At 58.6% G+C, this 17,835-nt stretch carries 18 protein-coding genes and 1 tRNA gene; 8 read left to right on the top strand and 11 right to left on the bottom strand.

Annotation, left to right across the window (positions count from 1 at the left end; all coding sequences use genetic code 11):
* Position 1: 1 nt before the first annotated feature.
* Positions 2–199 carry a chlorophyll a/b-binding protein gene (locus SIB46_RS11305; protein WP_413296230.1) on the top strand — a complete coding sequence of 66 codons (198 nt, stop codon included), beginning with the start codon at positions 2–4 and terminating at the stop codon, positions 197–199.
* A complete protein-coding gene (locus SIB46_RS11310; RefSeq protein ID WP_413296231.1) occupies positions 199–321 on the top strand; it encodes a hypothetical protein in 123 nt (40 codons plus the stop codon). The genes SIB46_RS11305 and SIB46_RS11310 overlap by 1 nt, the downstream gene beginning before the upstream one ends.
* Before the next feature lie 69 nt (positions 322–390).
* Here SIB46_RS11310 and SIB46_RS11315 read toward each other — a convergent pair whose 3' ends face one another.
* From SIB46_RS11315 to SIB46_RS11330, 4 genes are all read right to left on the bottom strand, one after another.
* On the bottom strand, positions 391–615 hold the full coding sequence (locus SIB46_RS11315) for a hypothetical protein (RefSeq protein ID WP_413296232.1): 225 nt from the start codon (positions 613–615) through the stop codon (positions 391–393).
* A 1,289-nt stretch (positions 616–1,904) separates the two neighbouring features.
* Positions 1,905–2,141, bottom strand: coding sequence for a hypothetical protein (locus SIB46_RS11320; RefSeq protein WP_413296233.1), 237 nt, complete (start codon positions 2,139–2,141; stop codon positions 1,905–1,907).
* 1,019 nt (positions 2,142–3,160) lie between these two features.
* Positions 3,161–3,418, bottom strand: a complete 258-nt coding sequence (locus SIB46_RS11325; RefSeq protein ID WP_413296234.1) for a hypothetical protein — start codon at positions 3,416–3,418, stop codon at positions 3,161–3,163.
* 1,353 nt (positions 3,419–4,771) lie between these two features.
* Positions 4,772–5,671: a hypothetical protein gene (locus tag SIB46_RS11330; protein ID WP_413296235.1), complete on the bottom strand. Its 900-nt coding sequence runs from the start codon at positions 5,669–5,671 to the stop codon at positions 4,772–4,774.
* 253 nt (positions 5,672–5,924) lie between these two features.
* On the opposite strand from SIB46_RS11330, the gene SIB46_RS11335 reads away from it, so the two are divergent.
* The 3 genes from SIB46_RS11335 (at position 5,925) to SIB46_RS11345 (ending at position 7,682) form a co-directional block, all read left to right on the top strand.
* On the top strand, positions 5,925–6,050 hold the full coding sequence (locus tag SIB46_RS11335) for a hypothetical protein (RefSeq protein WP_413296236.1): 126 nt from the start codon (positions 5,925–5,927) through the stop codon (positions 6,048–6,050).
* A 213-nt stretch (positions 6,051–6,263) separates the two neighbouring features.
* Entirely contained in the window at positions 6,264–6,446 is a 183-nt protein-coding gene (locus SIB46_RS11340; protein ID WP_413296237.1) for a hypothetical protein, read from the top strand.
* A 276-nt stretch (positions 6,447–6,722) separates the two neighbouring features.
* Positions 6,723–7,682, top strand: a complete 960-nt coding sequence (locus tag SIB46_RS11345) for an AEC family transporter (RefSeq protein ID WP_413296238.1) — start codon at positions 6,723–6,725, stop codon at positions 7,680–7,682.
* 186 nt (positions 7,683–7,868) lie between these two features.
* Here SIB46_RS11345 and SIB46_RS11350 read toward each other — a convergent pair.
* Positions 7,869–7,940, bottom strand: a tRNA-Thr gene (locus SIB46_RS11350).
* Positions 7,941–7,989: 49 nt separating this feature from the next.
* Here SIB46_RS11350 and SIB46_RS11355 point away from each other — a divergent pair.
* Entirely contained in the window at positions 7,990–8,250 is a 261-nt protein-coding gene (locus SIB46_RS11355; protein WP_413296239.1) for a DUF3493 domain-containing protein, read from the top strand.
* 339 nt (positions 8,251–8,589) lie between these two features.
* Here SIB46_RS11355 and infB read toward each other — a convergent pair whose 3' ends face one another.
* The 5 genes from infB to SIB46_RS11380 form a co-directional block, all read right to left on the bottom strand.
* Positions 8,590–11,886 carry a translation initiation factor IF-2 gene (gene infB, locus SIB46_RS11360; RefSeq protein ID WP_413296240.1) on the bottom strand — a complete coding sequence of 1,099 codons (3,297 nt, stop codon included), beginning with the start codon at positions 11,884–11,886 and terminating at the stop codon, positions 8,590–8,592.
* Positions 11,887–11,923: 37 nt separating this feature from the next.
* Positions 11,924–12,184, bottom strand: a complete 261-nt coding sequence (locus SIB46_RS11365; protein ID WP_413296241.1) for a YlxR family protein — start codon at positions 12,182–12,184, stop codon at positions 11,924–11,926.
* Entirely contained in the window at positions 12,181–13,602 is a 1,422-nt protein-coding gene (nusA, locus tag SIB46_RS11370; protein ID WP_413296242.1) for a transcription termination factor NusA, read from the bottom strand. The genes SIB46_RS11365 and nusA overlap by 4 nt, the downstream gene beginning before the upstream one ends.
* Before the next feature lie 42 nt (positions 13,603–13,644).
* Entirely contained in the window at positions 13,645–14,112 is a 468-nt protein-coding gene (locus tag SIB46_RS11375) for a ribosome assembly cofactor RimP (RefSeq protein WP_413296243.1), read from the bottom strand.
* Between the two features lie 113 nt (positions 14,113–14,225).
* Positions 14,226–14,396 carry a hypothetical protein gene (locus tag SIB46_RS11380; protein WP_413296244.1) on the bottom strand — a complete coding sequence of 57 codons (171 nt, stop codon included), beginning with the start codon at positions 14,394–14,396 and terminating at the stop codon, positions 14,226–14,228.
* Between the two features lie 198 nt (positions 14,397–14,594).
* On the opposite strand from SIB46_RS11380, the gene SIB46_RS11385 reads away from it, so the two are divergent.
* Together SIB46_RS11385 and rpiA are read left to right on the top strand one after the other, a co-directional pair.
* On the top strand, positions 14,595–15,698 hold the full coding sequence (locus tag SIB46_RS11385) for a trypsin-like peptidase domain-containing protein (protein WP_413296245.1): 1,104 nt from the start codon (positions 14,595–14,597) through the stop codon (positions 15,696–15,698).
* A 48-nt stretch (positions 15,699–15,746) separates the two neighbouring features.
* Positions 15,747–16,460 carry a ribose-5-phosphate isomerase RpiA gene (gene rpiA / locus SIB46_RS11390; RefSeq protein WP_413296246.1) on the top strand — a complete coding sequence of 238 codons (714 nt, stop codon included), beginning with the start codon at positions 15,747–15,749 and terminating at the stop codon, positions 16,458–16,460.
* Here the strand turns inward: rpiA and hisD are convergent.
* A complete protein-coding gene (gene hisD, locus SIB46_RS11395; RefSeq protein WP_413296247.1) occupies positions 16,457–17,746 on the bottom strand; it encodes a histidinol dehydrogenase in 1,290 nt (429 codons plus the stop codon). The genes rpiA and hisD overlap by 4 nt on opposite strands.
* Positions 17,747–17,835: the final 89 nt, after the last annotated feature.

Consider the following 17,835-nt stretch of genomic DNA (forward strand, 5'->3'; position numbering starts at 1 on the left):
GATGACCTCATCCGCTTCCACCGACAGCTGGTATCAGGATGCTGCTGCTGCCCAAATCAAGTCGGAGCGACTTGAAAAGGCTGAACTCCTTAATGGCCGTGTGGCCATGCTCGGCTTTGTGATCGGTGTGCTGACAGAAGTCATTACCGGTCATGGCATCGTCAGTCAGATCACCCTCGGCGCCTTCGGCTGCAACTGATGACCGACTACACAATGGCCATCTACGGCCTGATCGCCGTCACGGCGGTGATCACAGCTGCTGTCGTTTTTGTCTTGCGTCAGCCTTCGGATCTTCCAGCTTTCAAAAAGCAGCGCGACTGAGCCTGCTGTCTCCGGCCCGCTCTTTGCCCCCGTCTGGTCGGGGGTTTTGTTTTGCTTGGTTCTGCCCTCTCAGTAGTGGCCAGCAATGATCTCGGCGGCCGGTTCGGCGCTCCAGTCGGGCCTGGCGTTGCAGTAGGCATTCGGTGCCCAACTGTTGCAGCGGCGGTTGTAGTGGGCCTTCGGCGCAAGCACCATTTTTCTGGTTTGGCAGCGGGCCAGCGTTCCTTCCCAGAGCTCAAAGCCTGCGCAGTAAAGGCAGCGCTTCCATGGCTGTTCGGCTGGCAGCTCAGCCATGAGGAAGCCTTGGCCCCAGGATTTTTCAGGTATCGTCAAAATAGTAGTTTTGTACTATTTCTACTCGGCGGTGCTTGTTTTGGCTGTCTGCTCAATCGATCACAAATTCATTGCGCAGGGCCCTGGCATCTTGAATTCTCTGATCTGCCGCCAAGGTCCTCAGGCGGGTGTCCAGCCATCGCCTCAGGCGTGTTGACCACATGGATTGGTTCAAAAGATCGTCTGACGGCTCAGGTTCGCCAAAAGGAATCGTCATCGAGCCATGGCGGTCGTTAACGATAGAAAAATCTCCCGCCAGCGTTGCGTGCGTTAGCGCTGCTGACCGGCGTTCAGCCCTTGGGCGACCACTCGAAAAGCGAATGCAGCGGCGATGGAGACAACAGCCGCTACGGCAGCAGAAACAACGATGAACATCGGCTTGTCTCAGGATTCCTACAGCGTGGCTCAGGTGCTGCCAGCAGCGCATCCCTTGCAATCCGCAACCAAATCAAAATGAATCCCCTGGATTGGAGTCATGGTTTTCAGGTGGTGCTGTTTGGTTGCGCCCCTGGCTGGCATGGGGCTGGTCAAATTCAAGCTTTTCAGCACGCCAATCGTGATGAAGCACGCCAAAGTTCCATGAATCACCGTTGCAGCTCGGTGGTTCTCTTGGGGATGTCGAGTAGAAAATCCTTGGCGCCCACCTCTAGGCCCAAGGAGCGACAGAGCCCATGCTCGGGAACCCTGTCATCCATTGGTAGCTCCTCGTATGGCTTTGCCGCGAGCAAAAAGCCAGTTTTTATCAATGGAAGCTCTGGCTTCGTTGGCGGTTGATCAAGGGGTTGGCCGCTTTTTTATTGCCTGCCAGGTCATGTGATGGTTGCCACTCGAATGGGCTCTCAGAGCCTTCTCGGGTCCGGCTCGGGTTGGTCGAGACGGGTGATCCTGGACTCCCTTGCTGCGAACCGACCGCAAACAAGCACGGGTTTGATCATGAGGTGATGCAGAGATGCGTTACAGAAGTCCGGTGGGAAGCACTTCATTAGTCAGGATTGTCCATAGCAACTTTCTTCGTGATGAATCAATCTTCAACTTGGAAAAGTGGACCGCCTGCTAACTATGAAAAGCTTTGGCGTGGTCTTGCTCTAGTGGGTGGGGCGCACCTGGCTGGAATGCTCGTCAACGTTCTCTCGCAAATGGCCGGCATTCATGCGTTAGACCGAATTCCTGCGATGTTCCTTGGGCTTTAAATCAACTTGGGTACTAGCAGAACTGCTAATACCCAAGGGGCCAACAAGGAGTGCATCTGCTTAGGCCGAGGCTTTATGTAATGATCCAAGCCGCACCATTAGGAATGGGCGGCACTTTTTTAGGTCGGTTGGCTCTTCTCGACTGATCCGCCACTCCGGCACCACGCAATCCTTGAAATCACCGTGCTGACAGAGGACCCCTTTCTCTGTGGTGCTGGCCACAAACCCGCCACGCCATTCGCCGCCGTTCAGGCCACCTTTAAACCACACCCAAACTTTTGTGCGGGCGTAATCCATCACTTTCAATCAGTGTTTCCCATGTTATTGGAATGCGGTCCATTCCGGCTTCCTCAGTCCTGATGCGCCTGCGGGTTCTCGCTGCAGATTTGAGGCTCAGAGATCAAGTGTTGCCAAGTGATGGAAGAGATACCACTGCTTTTCAATCAGTTGATTGATTGTTGTGAATTTTTGAAATTAGTGAGAGCTTAAAATGTAACTCAGGTCAGACTTTTTACGCTAAGTCAGGAATTTCTCGTCAAGCATGGTGTGGCTCAAGAGTTTTTAGGTGAAAACTCGCTCTTGAAGATGCTTTCTGGGCATGTGAGCAAGGCCCTATGATTCTTTTGGCTATCTGCGTTCGCTTTTGGGGGTCTCAATTGACGACTGTGTTAGATATTGGTTAGGAGATTGAGGTATTTATGCAGGGAAATGGAGTTCACCCTTGCAAGCAGGCCTTTTCGGACCAGCTCGCCTTGGGTATTAGTCATTATGGAATCTGGAGTGTATCGAATCCACATACTGAAGATCTTTCCAGGAAGTATTCTGAATTTCTTGAGATGATGAAAAATGCGTTGGAATGGGAAATGGTTAATAACTCAGATAATAATGACTCGACAATTCTTGATAGGGAAAACGTTCAATTTCAGCATTGGTCTTCCAAAGATGACACTCAATGAGGCTTACAGGGGCAGCCTGATGGCTTGTATGCCGCGACGTATGCGACCTGTCGCAGTGTTTTGGTAAGGCGCGTTGATGGTTCGATAGGAGATGCCTGGGATGATCATCGGTCGTGATTGCGGTGTACCTCAGGCCAAAGCATTTGGCATCCTTGTTTTGGGCGAGCCGAGGTTGTCATGGGAGATGAGGTGTCACTTCTGCCGAATATCTCTTCTCGTAGCGCGCGAGTGATGGAAGTAGGAAAAGCTCCAGGTGATGAATAGACAGAGGACAACCCGAGGGGCAAACCCCCTCTTAATAGGAGAAAAGTCGAGCAGTTAAGTCTTGTAGCAAGCATCCCTGCTGGTAGTTCTTTGGTTTCAGAGATTCACCAGTAACTGTTGATCCATTGCCTTCTTTCTTGTGTTCTGTTGACGTCGTTGCTTGGCTTTGAACCAGAGATTCCATCTGGCCGGCTCGGTCTTGGGCCATTCGTCCTTCTCCCTCAGCCAGATGCTTCCGCAGTTGTGGCAAAACCAGACTTGGTTGACTGAAGACAGCATTCCTTCGCCGCTGACCCATTCAGTGGTCTGTTCCATGTGGTGGGTTCCACCGGCTTCGCAGCAATAACGGGCCATTAATCCAAAGCCATAGCACTTATTTCCAGAGGCGTTTGCCTTGAGTCTTATGCAGCGTTGAGATGGGTAACAGAGAGGAGGGCCATCAGCCTCGCCTCAGCCTCGTCACTCAGCAAAGCATGTGTCGTGTGGCCGTCTCCGTCTTCATAGGTGAGCACCTCTTCATCATCAAGCTCAACAGGTGCGTTGATGATGTTGCCGTCGCGAAGTAAGAACCTAAGCATTGCTATTCAAAAATCCGATAAAACTCTGCCGAGTTAACATCTGATTGCCTAGGAGAACTTATTGATCCTTCACGCTTGGCTAAAGCAAGCCGGTGATCGGAATTGAGCAGATGACCTACTGATTACTAATCAAATATCGTTCTCAGCGGCTACAACGGGTTCCCAGTCGTGGCAGGGGCTCTTGGCCGCGAAACTAACAACGGTGCATGCACGTGCAGGCGTCATAAACCGCAAGATTGAGAACACTGTTCTCAGGTTCGATCGAGTTCGGCCAGTAGCTCCATGCGAATGCTGCGGAGCCGCAACAGTTCAACGCATCCCGCAACGGCGCTTCTGCTCAGGCGCGCTGCCACAACCAGTTCATAAGACTGAAAGAAGCGTTCCACTGTCCCCCGCCAGGGAAAGGAAGCGCTTCCTGGGTCTGGGAATTTCCCGGGTTGTTGGCTCAGCACCTGCTTGGTCGTAAGTAGGTGCTTTTTCTTGTGCCACTGTCCCTTCTAGGTGGGGCGCCTCTGATTCAACGAAACTCTGGGTTCCCAGGCTGTGGTCGGATCAATCCCCAATTGAGTGATGCCTCTGGTTCAGGTGCTTCTCATCATTCCTTTGGCTTCAGGCAGTGATTAGCCATATCTCCAGACACAACAAAGCCCCAGCTGTGTGAGGAATGCTGGGGCGATGCTGACCCGTCGGCTCGCGTTATCTCTAGGAACCTTCGGGATGCACCTAATCAATCAGCTGCTGAATACCAATGATGTATCGAGCTGTACTGTCTAGAAGGGACAGTAATTAGTACCTATCAGACACAACAAAGCCCCGACGAATGACGTGTCCGCCGAGGGGTGGTTGTGTGAGGTAGAGCGTTAACTCCTTAAGCGGATGAAACCCTGCTGACGAAGTGGTGTCCACCCGTACCGTCTAGATAGGACAGTATTTAAGTATTTCTGCGGACACAACAAAGCCCCAGCTGATTCACCAGTGCTGGGGCGATGCTGACCCGCGATAGTCCTGCAAAACCATGCGGGATATTCCCAATGTTGCAATCGCTGAATGCAGGTGGTGTAGCGAACCATACCGTTTAGAAGGGACGGTTATTCGTTCTTGTGTCGGATTATCTGCATTGCGCTTTCTATTACGAATAATCCGTCACAGCTGCGTCGCTGTCAGCAGCTTCCAGGTCGCCTAAAATCAGTTCTGGCCTGCTTTCCCAGCGTTTCAGCAGACTCTCGGGGTTGAAGTGGTGCAGCGGGTCAGTGATGCGATGGAAGCGGACAATTTCGCCATCAACGCATTGCCTCTTGATCGCAGTACGCAATCCGAAAATTCGCAGGATTGCCTGCATAACACCAATGGGACAGTTGAAGTTGCTTTGGCGGCTGCCTAGGTAACGCTTGGCACAAGAGTCTTCCACCACCAGGCGATGCAAACCATTCACCCAGTCGTCGTTGGCACTAAACCAATCTGTTTTGGTGAGTAAATCTGCGGCACAGCCTTGGGTAGTCAGTTCTTTTATCCAATGCAGCTGTAGATGCAATTTGGCAATGCGCGCTCGGTCTAGGAGGTAAGCGTCCCCTAATTGCTCTAATCGGACATGAGTAAACAAGCCAAGCGCGGTCGTGTTGTCGTACAGCAGCCGATTCCTCAAAGCGGGGAAAGCGTTGCCTATGTCGAGTACATGCTGGGCGGTCAGTTCAGAAGGGTCGATGTTGAAGCGATTGCAGATTTGGTCTTTCTTCCTGGCCACGGCACTCGCTTCAGGTGACTGATCGTCTGAGGGTGGAGAAGCGTCTGCCACGTGGCCCGCTTCTCTTTCGTTGGCGGCGTCCGTCTGGGCCTTCTGTGTTGAACACCGCTGGCGCTCCAGCCTGGTGTCTTCGCGTTCGACTAGCTGGACCGAATAACCCTCTCGTTCGTAAGCGGTTGCAATCAGATGGCGATAGTGGTGGGCCTGAAGGTTCTGACGGGCGTGCGCCGGACACCCATAGATGAACCAAGGGTCTTCGTCTAAGGCCGTCCCGTCGAGGTGGGGCACCACCCAAAGTGTTCAGATGGATACATAGATCGTGCTTTTGAGCACAAAAAAAGTTCAGGCGGATACATAGCGTTTGATCACCGTGAATGGGGATTCACGGTGCGTCGGATACTGGGGCGGCTGTGAGGGGTCCGCCCTTTTTTCGTGACTATCCCATCTAGTTGGGACGCAAACCCGAACCCCGTTGTGCGGTTTCAGGTATCGGCTGTGCTCAGCGAGAGGCGTAGACCAAGCCCAGTTGAGCGCAGGACCAATGACCAACGAACTGAAAATCACTCGCAAGCGTGCCAAGAAGATCATTCGCCTGCGCGCCAAGAAGGTCATCAGCCTGAAAGCGGCTCGCAAACTCTTGGCTCGTCGTCAGCTTGCTGGCGCTTGAAACGCTTCGGCCTAAGCGCAGAAAACTGAAGGGGTTTTTGAGGTCTAGCGGGCTTTAGAGCCCGCTTTCTCTTGGGCGACTGAATGCAAAGCCAGCTCTGCCAGCCTTCCCAGCTTGCGTCGTCATTACGAACCTGGTGGGGTCTACGGACACAGCCAATGGCTTGGGCTTGAGTGTCGGATGAAGCTGGCTCATGCGGGCATGCAACACAACTTGGCTTTCGCGGCGGGGTTTGTTTTGTATGGCGCAGTGATCGCCAACGTCATCGCGCATGGCGTGATTTGGGCCAGCGATCACAGGCTCAAGTGGTCAGACCTGAAGCAAGGGCGGCTGTATCTCTTCGCGTTGCTGCTGTGGGCAGCAACAGTCGCTTTGGCTGGGATCTTCAGTGCTTGATGGCTCAAAGGAACTCCGGGTTGCCGCCAACGATCACGCTGCTGGTTCGGCGCTCGGCAGCTTGGTGGGGGCGAAATTTCGGCAGCGTCGATGAGTTTCGCCGGCGGCGGCTGGGAGAGGACCCAATCGCTATCTGGAAAAAGAATCAGCGCGGACCCAGTACAAAGTCAGCAGCCTGATGGCAATGCTGAAGTGACAAGGGGTGTGAATACATTCAGCCGTTTGGCCTTTGCTTGGCAGGCGCGAGTTATTGGTGGATTAATCGGCGATGACTAGATGTCTCCCTTGATCAGGGCAATCTTCCCAATCATTGCTTTCCTTGTAATTGGGTACATAGCAAGGCTGACCAAAAAATTCGACCCTAAAAATAGCGGAATACTGATTAATTGGGTTTTGAATATCTCTATACCTTGCATGATAATCATTGACATGACAAGCCAGGATATGCTGAGTGAATACAGGCAGTACATTGAGTTCTTCGGCGGATATTTACTGACATCGTTCATTCTGTTTTGCCTTGCCTATGTCTACGGGAGATTTATTAAGCGTAAGGACCTGTTGATTGGCTCTTATTTTGCTGGGGCAGCTGTGTTCTCGAACACCTGCATGATTGCTCTTCCTGTATTGGCAATTCTCCTGCCAGTCAGTGGTGCAACTTTTGGGGTCCTTGGAGTTGTTGTTTTGATTATTGGTCTACAAACTACATCAGTTATTTATGAGTACTGCAGCTCAAAAGGGAAGGGTATGAGTCTTCGTAAAGTCCTGTCTTCTTTTTTGCATGCAATGAAGGCAAATTACTTCATTGCCATGGTCATCGGGTTGATCCTCTCTTTTGCTGATGTCAAGCTTGCAATGCCGATTAAGGCATCGCTAAACGCTGTAGGCATTACTACGGCTCCTGTCGCATTATTTGCGATTGGTGCTCAGTTGAATTTTGGCCTATTCCGCCATCACGCAAGAATCGTTGCTGAATGCACGTTTTTCAAGCTGTTTCTGATGCCAGTGATTGCTTGGTATGTATGCGATTTGGCTCGCCTGCCCCCCGCTCCCAGCGTGGCAGTGGTTGTCTGTGCCGCTGTCTCAACAGCAAAATGCCAGTACGCAGTCGCTCGATCTCATGATGTTTATGTAGAAGAAACCGAGGCTGCTGTTGCTGGAACAACGATTCTCTCAGTGGTGACATTGCCCGTGGTGGTCTCTCTTTTGACCAGGCAGTTTGTTGGTGTTATCTCCTAGCAGTTCATTGGGTCATCCCTGCAAGCTTTTCTCCTGGATTGGTGGGTCTTTTGGATAACTACTTCTTCCCCAGCACTCGCTCCAGCTGAGTTCACCTTCTAGCCACTGACGGCATCGGCGGAGCTTCTTCTGTACTAGGGGAGACACCGCAGTGGAGGAATGTGTTCTGCGGGGGGTGTTTGTGAAAGCCGGTGATCGGAATTGAACCGACGACCTACTGATTACGAATCAGTTGCTCTACCCCTGAGCTACACCGGCGCGGGCGTCAAATTAGCATCGGCGCAGGTTTGAGCTGAGCTCACTGTCCATGGCAGATCCCGCATCCCAACTGGATCCTGAGCTCAAAGCTCGTCTTTTGCAGGAAGCGCGTACGCCGTGGCGTGGGCTACGCCGTGCCCTCTGGCTGGCCCTCTTCGCTTCCGCTGCTGTCGGTGCCGCCACCATGGCTTTGCGCGCCTCCAGTGGTGGTGTCGTTCCCCTCTCCGACCTCGGAATTCAAGGGCTCGCTTTGTTGATCAGTGGCGCTCTGCTCTGGTGGGATCGCAATCGAGACCGTGCCGAGAGCTGAGCGCAGTTGCCATTGCATCGCTAGCAGCAACAGCAAGGCCCAAAGCAAACAGGCCACCCGGCTCTGGTCAGCCCAAGGGCTCACCGCAGTGGCAAGCCCTGCCCGCTGATCGAGCCATAACAGCAGCGGCAGCTGCAGCACAGCAAGCACGGGTCTCGCCAGGGCTAGCGGCAGCGCCCAGGGCGGGCGCAGCTGCGGCAATAGCACCGCTAAGGCCCACAGCAACACCATCTCCAGCCGTGGAGCTGGGCCAGGATTGCCGCCAGCGAGAACCAGCTGAAGCAACAACAGCTCCAGCGGCAGCAGCGCCAGGCTGAGCCGTGGGAGCCAGGCTTCCATTTAGGTGGCCAGTGTGCGGCGCTGGGTCACCATCGCGAAGGCTTCAACGCGGTCGCCCTCTTGCCAGTCGGCAAAACGATCGCAGCCCATCCCGCACTCGAAACCGGTGTTCACTTCCTTGACGTCGTTCTTCATTCGCTTGAGCGAATCGAGATCGCCGCTGAACACCAGCTGCTTGCCGCGATGGATGCGGATCTTGCAGTTGCGCTGAATGCTGCCGCTGGTGACATAGCAACCAGCCACAGCGCTCTTGCCAATGCTGAAGACAGCGCGCACCTCGGCTTCGCCCAGAGGCGATTCCACCAGCTCGGGTTCTAGAAGACCCTCCATGGCGGCCTGGATGTCTTCCAGCAGCTTGTAGATGACGTTGTAGTCGCGAACGTCAACGCCAGCCAATTCAGCTGCTCGGCGTGCGCCGGAGGCCAAGGTGGTGTTGAAGCCAACGATCACAGCGCCCGATGCCGCCGCCAGATCGACGTCGGTTTCGGTGACTTCGCCTGGTGCAGAGAGCAGCACGCGCACCTGAACCTCGCCTTGGGGCAGCTGTTCGAGCATTCCCAAAATGGCTTCGACACTGCCTTGAACGTCGGCCTTCAAGATCAAGTTGAGCTCTTTGAGCTCCCCTTCGCTGGCCTGGCCAGACATCGACGTCAGCGAGACGCGGCGAGAGGCCATCTGCTGAGCCAAGCGAGTGGCGCGCGCCTCGCTGGCGCGATCGCCCACCACCGAGCGTGCGGCTTTCTCGTCGGGGTAGACCTCGAACTCGTCGCCAGCGGCTGGAACCTCGCTGAAGCCCAAGACCTCCACGGCAGAGGAGGGGGCCGCATCCTTCACGCGGCGGCCGCTGTCGCTGACCATGGCCCGGACCTTGCCCAGGACAGGACCTGCGGCAACAACGTCGCCGGGGCGCAGGGTGCCGTTTTGCACCAGCAGCGTGGCCACGGGGCCCTTGGCCTTGTCGAGGTGAGCTTCCACCACGGTGCCCTTGGCCATCCGCTCAGGGTTGGCCTTGAGATCTTCGACCTCGGTCACCAGCAGGATCATCTCCAGCAGCTTGTCGAGGCCTTCGCCCTTGATGGCGCTCACCGGCACCATCACGGTGTCGCCGCCCCAATCTTCTGCTAGCAGGCTTTGCTCAGAGAGCTCCTGTTTGACGCGATCAACCTGGGCGCCTTCTTTGTCGACCTTGTTAATGGCCACAACGATCGGCACTTCCGCCGCTCGGGCGTGACTGATGGCTTCCAGGGTTTGAGGCCGAACGCCGTCATCGGCGGCCACCACCAGGATCGCCACGTCGGTGACCTTGGTGCCGCGGGCGCGCATGGCGGTGAACGCTTCGTGGCCCGGGGTGTCCAAGAAGGTGACCTTCTTGCTGGCACCGGCATGGTCCACATCGACTTGATAGGCGCCGATGTGCTGGGTGATGCCGCCAGCTTCGCCTGCAGCCACACGCGTTTTGCGGATGGCATCGAGCAAGCTGGTTTTGCCGTGGTCGACGTGGCCCATCACGGTGACCACAGGCGGGCGCCGGATCAGGTGATCGAGGTCGCTCTCCTCGATCATCTCGACGGTCTTCTTGGCGGCTTCTTCGATGTCGTCCTGCAGCACAGGAACACCAAATTCCTGGGACACCTTCTCGATCGATTCGAGATCCAGGGTCTGGGTGACCGTGGCAATGATGCCCTTGAAGAAGAGGGATTTGATGATCTCGGAGCTCTCGACGCTCAGCTTGTCGGCCAGCTCTTGAACGGTGAGGTTGCCCTCGGGTACCACCAGCATTTCAGGCCGGATTTGCTTGGCCTCCCTGGCTTGCCGCAGCTCCATAGCGCGGCGGCGTTGCCGTTGACGGGTGGTTTCCTTCTTGCGGCGGCGTAGGGCCACAGGCCGTGCGCCTTTGTTGCCCGCCAGACTTTTGGGTTTGCTCGGCCTGGCCAGGCTGGCCTGCAGCACCAGGGCCTCTTGGCCACCGGCGAAGCCGCCGGTCTGTGCGGCCAAGGAATCGTCGTTCTCCCCAATGATGTGCACCTTCTGGCGCTGCTTCTGGGGCGAGCGGCTGCGCAGGGCATCGAGCCTGGCGCTGTCATCCCAATCCGGGCGACGCGGACGCCCGGCCATGCCGGGAGCAGCGGCAGGGCGATAGCCAGGACGCCGCGGCGGCGCTGTGGGCGCATTGGGGCGGTTGGGGGCTTCACCGGGTCGGCGCGGTGCCTCACTGCCGGGACGGGTGGGTGGACGCCGGGGACCATCACCAGGGGTGGGCCGGCTGCCGGGCTTCTGCAGCTGCATGAGCTCGCCGGGCGACACCGGCTTGCGCATGCCGCCAGGACCACCAGGCCGGCTGGGACCGCCACCTTGGCGGCCCTGGGGCGCATTGGGTTCGCGCCGGATCGGCTTGCCGACCAGCTCAAGCGAGGACGGGGGACGGCCACCTCCGGGCCCTCCTGGACCGCGCCGTTGTTGGGGTGCACCGCCGCGACCAGGCATTCCCGGGCGTTGGGGTGCGCCAGGGCGAACCGGGGCGCCACTGCGGGGCGGACCACTGCGCTGGGGCGACGGACGCTGCTGCTGGTTGGGCGGGCGCATTGGCACCGCTGGCCTGTTTTGGTCGCGGCGAGGCGCTGGGGCAGCCGGCCTGGCCGGCCTTGGCGGCGGAGCGGTGGGTTTGCTCATCACCACCGGTGGTTTGCCGGTGGGTTTGGCCGGCGGCCGGTTGCTGGGCTGCTGCGGTGGACGGTTGCTCGCTTGGGGACGCAGCGGTTGGGCAGGCCGTGCTGGGGCTGGCGCGCTGGCCGGTTTGGCGACGGGTTTGGCCACCGGTTTGGGTGCCGGCTTGGCCACCACCTCCGGTTTGCGGCTCGGCGGCGCGCTCGGGGCTGGCTTGGCGGGGCTTGCCGGAGCGGCCGGTTTGGCCACCACCTCCGGTTTGCGGCTCGGCGGCGCGCTCGGGGCTGGCTTGGCGGGGCTTGCCGGAGCGGCCGGTTTGGCGACGATTTCTGGTTTGCGGCTCGGTGGTGCCGAAGGGGGAGCTGCCGCAGATTGGCTGGGCGTGCTCGGCGCTTTCTTCAGCGACAGGATCTGATTGCCAGCCTCAGGTTTGGCAGCTGACTTGGCGCCACCAGCCGCTTTGCCGTTGCTGTTGAGCAGGGCTTTGATCTTGGCCGCTTCACCATCACTGATGGAGCTGCTGTGGCTCTTGGCCGCAATCGAAAGCTTCTCCGCGGCATTGAGCACGTCGCGGTTATCGAGACCGAGGTCCCGGGACAGCTCATAGATCCGGACTTTGCCGCCGCTCGTCATGCATGACTCCAACAATGTCATCTTGCCTGAAAGGCCGTCAGGCTTCAGGTTCCAGCCGTTTGGCCAGGGCGTCGTAGACGCTGTCTGCAACCGGGACCCTGAGGGCGCGTTGCAGTTTTCGCCGTTTGCGGGCGTCTTCTACGCAGGCATGTGAGGCGCAGACATAGGCCGAGCGGCCCATTCCTTCATCCATCACAACGCCGGCACCCCCTGCGAGCCGGATGATGCGCAGCAACTGACGACGGTCGAACAGTTCCCGGCAACTCACGCAGCGGCGCAGGGTGGGCTGAGTACTCACCTGGCCTCGTCCTCGCTGGCTACGGGCTCTTCGCTGACGGCTTCCGCTGCAGGCTCTGGCTCTGCCTCTGCTTCGACTTCGGCCTCTGCGATGGGTTGTTGCTCATCGCCGTAGTCCTCAAGCTCGTCTTCCTCGATGGGATACAGCTCCCTGAGGCGGGCATCTTCCTCGGCACGCGCGGCTTGTTCGGCTTCAAGGCGAGCTTCGGCTTCCGCTTGCAGTGCTTCCTCCTCGCGGCGGTGCTCGATCAGCTCGGCCACCTGTTCGTCCTCGGAGGACTGGTCGTATTCCTCGCTGTTCTTGATATCGATTTTCCAGCCGGTCAAGCGTGCAGCTAGGCGCACGTTTTGGCCCTCGCGGCCAATGGCCAGGCTCAGTTGATCGGGCGGAACCAAAACGTGGGCGTGCTGACCTTCTGGGTCCACCAGACGCACCATGTCGACCCGTGCTGGGCTGAGGGAGTTGGCGATGTACTGGCCGGGATCAGGCGACCAGCGGATCACATCAATTTTTTCGCCGCGCAGTTTGTTCACCACTTGTTGAATCCGGGAGCCCCGCGCGCCAATGCAGGCGCCAACCGGGTCAACTTCCCGCTCAACACTGTCGACCGCCACCTTGGTGCGAGGTCCTACAGCTCGAGACGGTGGGTTGGCTTCACGGGCAACGGCCACGATCCGAACAGACCCTTCTTGGATCTCGGGGACTTCGTTTTCAAATAGATAGACAACCAACCCGGCGTTGGCCCGGCTGATGAAGAGCTGGGGGCCGCGGCGGGCAATTTCAGACACCTCTTTGAGGAAGACCTTGAAGGTGGCGTTGGCTCTGTAGTTGTCGTTGGGGAGCTGGTCGCGCCGAGGCAGTTCGGCTTCAACTTCCGGGCGGCCGAGTCCAGAACTCACGGCCATGATCACGCTCTGGCGCTCAAAGCGGATCACGCGAGCGGTCAGAACCGGATCTTCTAGGTCGGCGAATTCCTCCTGGATCATGCGGCGCTGATGCTCCCGCAATTTCTGGGCCAGCACCTGCTTGGTGGTGGCCGCTGCCATGCGCCCGAAATCATCTTTTTCCGGGGTCACATCCAGCACCACCGTGTCGCCCAGTTGGGCGTCGTCGGTCACCTGCTGCACGTCTACCAGACCAATTTGATGGTCCTCGCTTTCAACCTCTTCAACAATGATTTTTGAGGCCAGAACCCGGTAGCCCTCTTCATCAAGGTCAAGGCCCACGTCGAAGTTGCTGAAATATTCCTCGTCGAACGGGTCTTCGCTAATGCCGATGTAGAGCGTGCGGCGATAGCGCTCATAGCCCTTGAGAAGGGCTTCGCGCAGGGCGGCTTCCACCACGTTGGCGGGCAGCTTCTTCTCCTCGCTGATGTCTTCAATGAGGGCCGAGAGGCCCGGGAGCATCACGAGTGCCATGGGTGATCCGTTGAAGCAGTGAACAGAAAGGTGGGCGTGCCGTTAGGCGCTGGGTGAGCTCAGGCGAACCTCGAGCACATCGCTGCGTGGAATCCGCTGAATGCGCCCCCGCAGGTTGAGTTCGACCGCATCGGCATCTCTGCCAAGCAGGGTTCCCTCGCGCTGGATTTCGCCTCCCTTGGCATCCCGCTGCCGAACGCAGACGGGGAAACCGCGGAAACTGCGAAAGTCCCGGTCCTGCTGGAGAACGTCTCCAAGCCCTGGACTTGTGATTTCCAGAACATACGCCCCGGTGATGAGTTCACCGGTCTCCAAGGCCTCCCCGAAGGCTTGGCTGAAGCTGGCGCAGTCGTCGAGATTCACGTCGCTGCCATCGCCCTTGCGCACAGCCACGATCAACGCTTGGGGAGCGCGATGGCTATGCAGCACCACGCTCTCAACGAGAAAACCAAGGGATTGGGCCGTTGCCGAGGCAAGGGCTTCGATGGGGTCCAGCGGGGGATGAGCCAAGGCTCGTGGTGCGGAGGGCCGGCCCGGCCCTGCAATCGTCTGATTGGTACGACTGCCTTCTCGCAAGCGAGAAGCATGCCCGCCGGGCACCCTTTCACATTAATGCCTGGCCTTTAGGCCGCGCCACCAAGGTCCATCTCAGGCGCGTCGCTGTACCCGTCGCGTGGTCCAGGAGTGCCGCGCAAGGAGGGATCGGTGTTAATGCAGCCCTTGCCCTTGGCGTATTGGCAGACCCGCGCCCAAAGGCGGGCGCGGGTTGATGGTTGCCCAGTGCTGAAAATCACCTCGACGTTGGCCGAAGCACTGGCGTCAATCGTGACTTTGCACAGCGGACAGACTTGGGCGCAGGTGTCCAAAGATCGCTCGGCAGCGGGGCCAGACCCTAGTGAGTCTGTTCAGCCTTGATGGTGTGAATCGATTCAGTCCTGCTGATCTCCACCGACTGCGCTGGTCTCCCTAGGCTCGGGCTTTGGCTGCAGTCGATGGGACGCTGGCGAGGGCTCTGGGCAGCCATGGTGGCTCTAGTGGCTGCGCTGTCGTTCGGCGTTGAGCCGGTTCTCGCGGCCCATGGCTTTGTGGCTCAGGCCGTTGGCCGCGTGGCCCCCAGCGTGGTTCGCATCGACACTGAGCGGCAGGTGTTGATGTCGGGTCTCGATCCGGGTTTGGACGACCCACTTCTCAAAGAGCTGTTCGGGGATTTGCCCAGTAGCCATCGCGAAAATGGCCAGGGTTCTGGGGTGGTCATTGGCCGCGATGGGTTGGTGTTGACCAACGCCCATGTGGTCGAGGGGGCTGATCGCGTTCAGGTCAGCCTGGCCGATGGAACCCAGTGCGATGGCGAAGTGGTGGGGAGTGATCCGGTAACCGACCTAGCCGTTGTGCGCTTGGCCTCAACGCCTCAAAAACTCAAGGCGGCCCCACTGGGTGATTCCGACGCGCTCGAGCCTGGCGACTGGGCCATTGCCTTGGGCCATCCCTATGGGCTCGATAGCACCGTGACCCTTGGCATTGTCAGCAGCCTGCACCGCAACATCAGCAGCCTTGGCTTCACCGATAAGCGCCTTGAGCTGATCCAAACCGATGCGGCGATCAACCCGGGCAACTCTGGTGGGCCACTGATTAATGAGGCTGGTGAAGTAATCGGCCTCAACACCTTGGTTCGTGCCGGCCCTGGAGCAGGACTGGGCTTTGCGATTCCAATCAACTTGGCCAAGGGCGTCGCTGAGCGCTTGTCCAGTGGCGGCGAGGTGGTGCACCCCTATCTCGGCCTGCAGCTGGTGCCGCTCACCATTCGCCGCGCCAAAGAGCACAACGCTGACCCCAATGCCTTGGTGCAGCTGCCAGAACACGACGGTGCCCTCGTCCAGCAGGTATTGGAGAACAGTCCTGCTGTGGCGGCTGGATTGCGCCGAGGCGATTTGGTGATTGCGGCCGGTGAGCGCAATGTCCGCGCCCCCGCCGATTTGCTTGCCGTGGTGGAGGCGTCGTCTCTGGGTGATCCCCTGCAGCTCAAGGTGTTGCGCGGCGCTGAGCAGATGGAGTTGTCGATTGAGCCAGCTCCGCTGCCGATGAGCCAAGCCGGATGACGCGCTCAGCGGGCCATTGCTAGGTTCCCGCGACATTGAGGTGACCCGATGGCTGACCTGCAGACCCAGATGAAGCAGGCCGTGGCCTTGGCTGCCACCGATCAGGTCAAGAACGGCATGGTGCTGGGTCTGGGTTCAGGCTCCACAGCGGCCCTGATGATTCAGGAGGTGGGAGCCCGGCTGCGCGATGGCCGCCTCAGCGACATCGTCGGCGTCACCACCTCGTTTCAAGGCGAGGTTCTCGCGGCCGAACTGGGGATCCCACTGCAATCCCTCAATGCCATCGATCGGATTGATTTGGCCATTGATGGCGCTGATGAGGTGGATCCCGCTTTTGAATTGATCAAAGGCGGTGGCGCTTGCCACGTGCAGGAGAAGTTGGTGGCCCGCCGCGCTGAGCGTTTCGTGGTGGTGGTCGACAGCACCAAGCTGGTGGAGCGCCTCAACCTTGGCTTCCTCTTGCCGGTGGAGGTGCTGGCAGGCGCTTGGCGCCAAGTGCAGGCTGAGTTGCAGCAACTGGGTGGTAGCGCTGACTTGCGCATGGCCCAACGCAAAGCAGGTCCGGTCGTCACCGATCAGGGCAACTTGGTGCTGGACGTGAGCTTCGCTGGTGGGATCAACGACCCCGCTGGGCTGGAGGCCACCATCAACAACATCCCTGGTGTGTTGGAGAACGGCTTGTTTGTGGGGCTCGCGGATCAGGTGCTGGTTGGCGAGATCAATGACGGTGTGGCTGGTGTGAGGGATCTCCCCAGGGCTTAAGCCTGCAGCCTGCGCCGCACCGACTCGCGGTGACTGTGCAATCCCTCATGGGCTGCTAATTCCATGATTGCGGCGCCCGTGGCTTCAAGTGCCTGGCGGTTGAAGTTGATCAAGCTGGTGTGGCGCATGAATGTTTCCACGCTCAAGGCGCCAGCAAAGCGGGCTGTCCCCGAGGTGGGCAGGGTGTGATTAGGCCCAGCGAGGTAGTCGCCTGCTGCTTCTGGGGTGTGTTGTCCCATAAAGATCGCGCCGGCCTGCTGAATGCGTTCGGCCAGCGCGGCTGGTTCTTGCACCAACAACTCCAGATGTTCAGGAGCAAAGCGATCGGAGAGCTGGGCGGCTTGCTCGAGCGAATCGCAGAGCACCATCAAGCCCCAATCGCGAATGGACGCTTCTGTCACCTCGCGCCTGGGGTGGTCCTCCAGTTGCGTGGCAATCGCCTCGGGCACTTCTTGCACCAGGCGGCTGCTGGTGGTGAGCAGGATCGCTGCAGCCAGGGGGTCGTGCTCGGCTTGGGCCAGCAAATCCGCCGCCACCAGTTCGGCTGAGGCGCTGTCATCGGCGATCACCAACACCTCGCTGGGCCCAGCCAGCGAATCAATGCCAACCCGGCCATACACGCTTTTTTTGGCCAGGGTCACAAACAAATTGCCAGGTCCGGTGATCACATCCACCGCCGGGATCGACTCGGTGCCAAAGGCCAGCGCTGCCACGGCTTGGGCACCGCCAACGCTGTAGATCTCATCGATGCCGGCCACGTGGGCGGCCGCCAACACGGCGGGGTTGACCTGCCCGTCTGGCCCTGGCGGGGTGACCATCACCACCTGCTTCACCCCCGCCACTTGCGCGGGGATGGCGTTCATTAACACCGTGCTGGGGTAGGCCGCGCGGCCGCCAGGCACATACAGCCCCGCTTTGTTGACCGGCCGCCAGCGCCTGCCAAGGCGTTCCCCATGGGGACCTTTGAGCTCGATGTCCTGCGGCAGCTGTTTGCGGTGAAAAGCGCTGATGCGCCGATGGGCCAGTTGCAGGGCGTCGCGCAAAGCCAGGGGAGCGCTTTGCCAGGCCGCTTCTATCGCTGCTGAATCCACCCGCAGGCAGTCGAGCAAAACCCCGTCAAAACGCTCGGTGTACTCCTTGAGAGCTGCATCGCCGCGCTCTTTGACGGCATCCAGCACTGCATCCACGGTGGCTTGCGCTGCGGAGACGCCACTGGAGTGGGTTCTCGCTTCGATTTGCCGCAGACGATCAACGGCCGCGTCAGGGTCGTTGAGCAGCTGCATCATGGCGTCTGTCGAGACAACAACTGACGCTAAGCCACCTCTAGGGAAGGCTGTGGAGTTAGGATCTTTGTTTGTCGATCTGCGGCCCCGAA

Source organism: Synechococcus sp. MIT S9452 (assembly GCF_047304245.1).
Taxonomy (GTDB): Bacteria; Cyanobacteriota; Cyanobacteriia; order PCC-6307; family Cyanobiaceae; genus RCC307.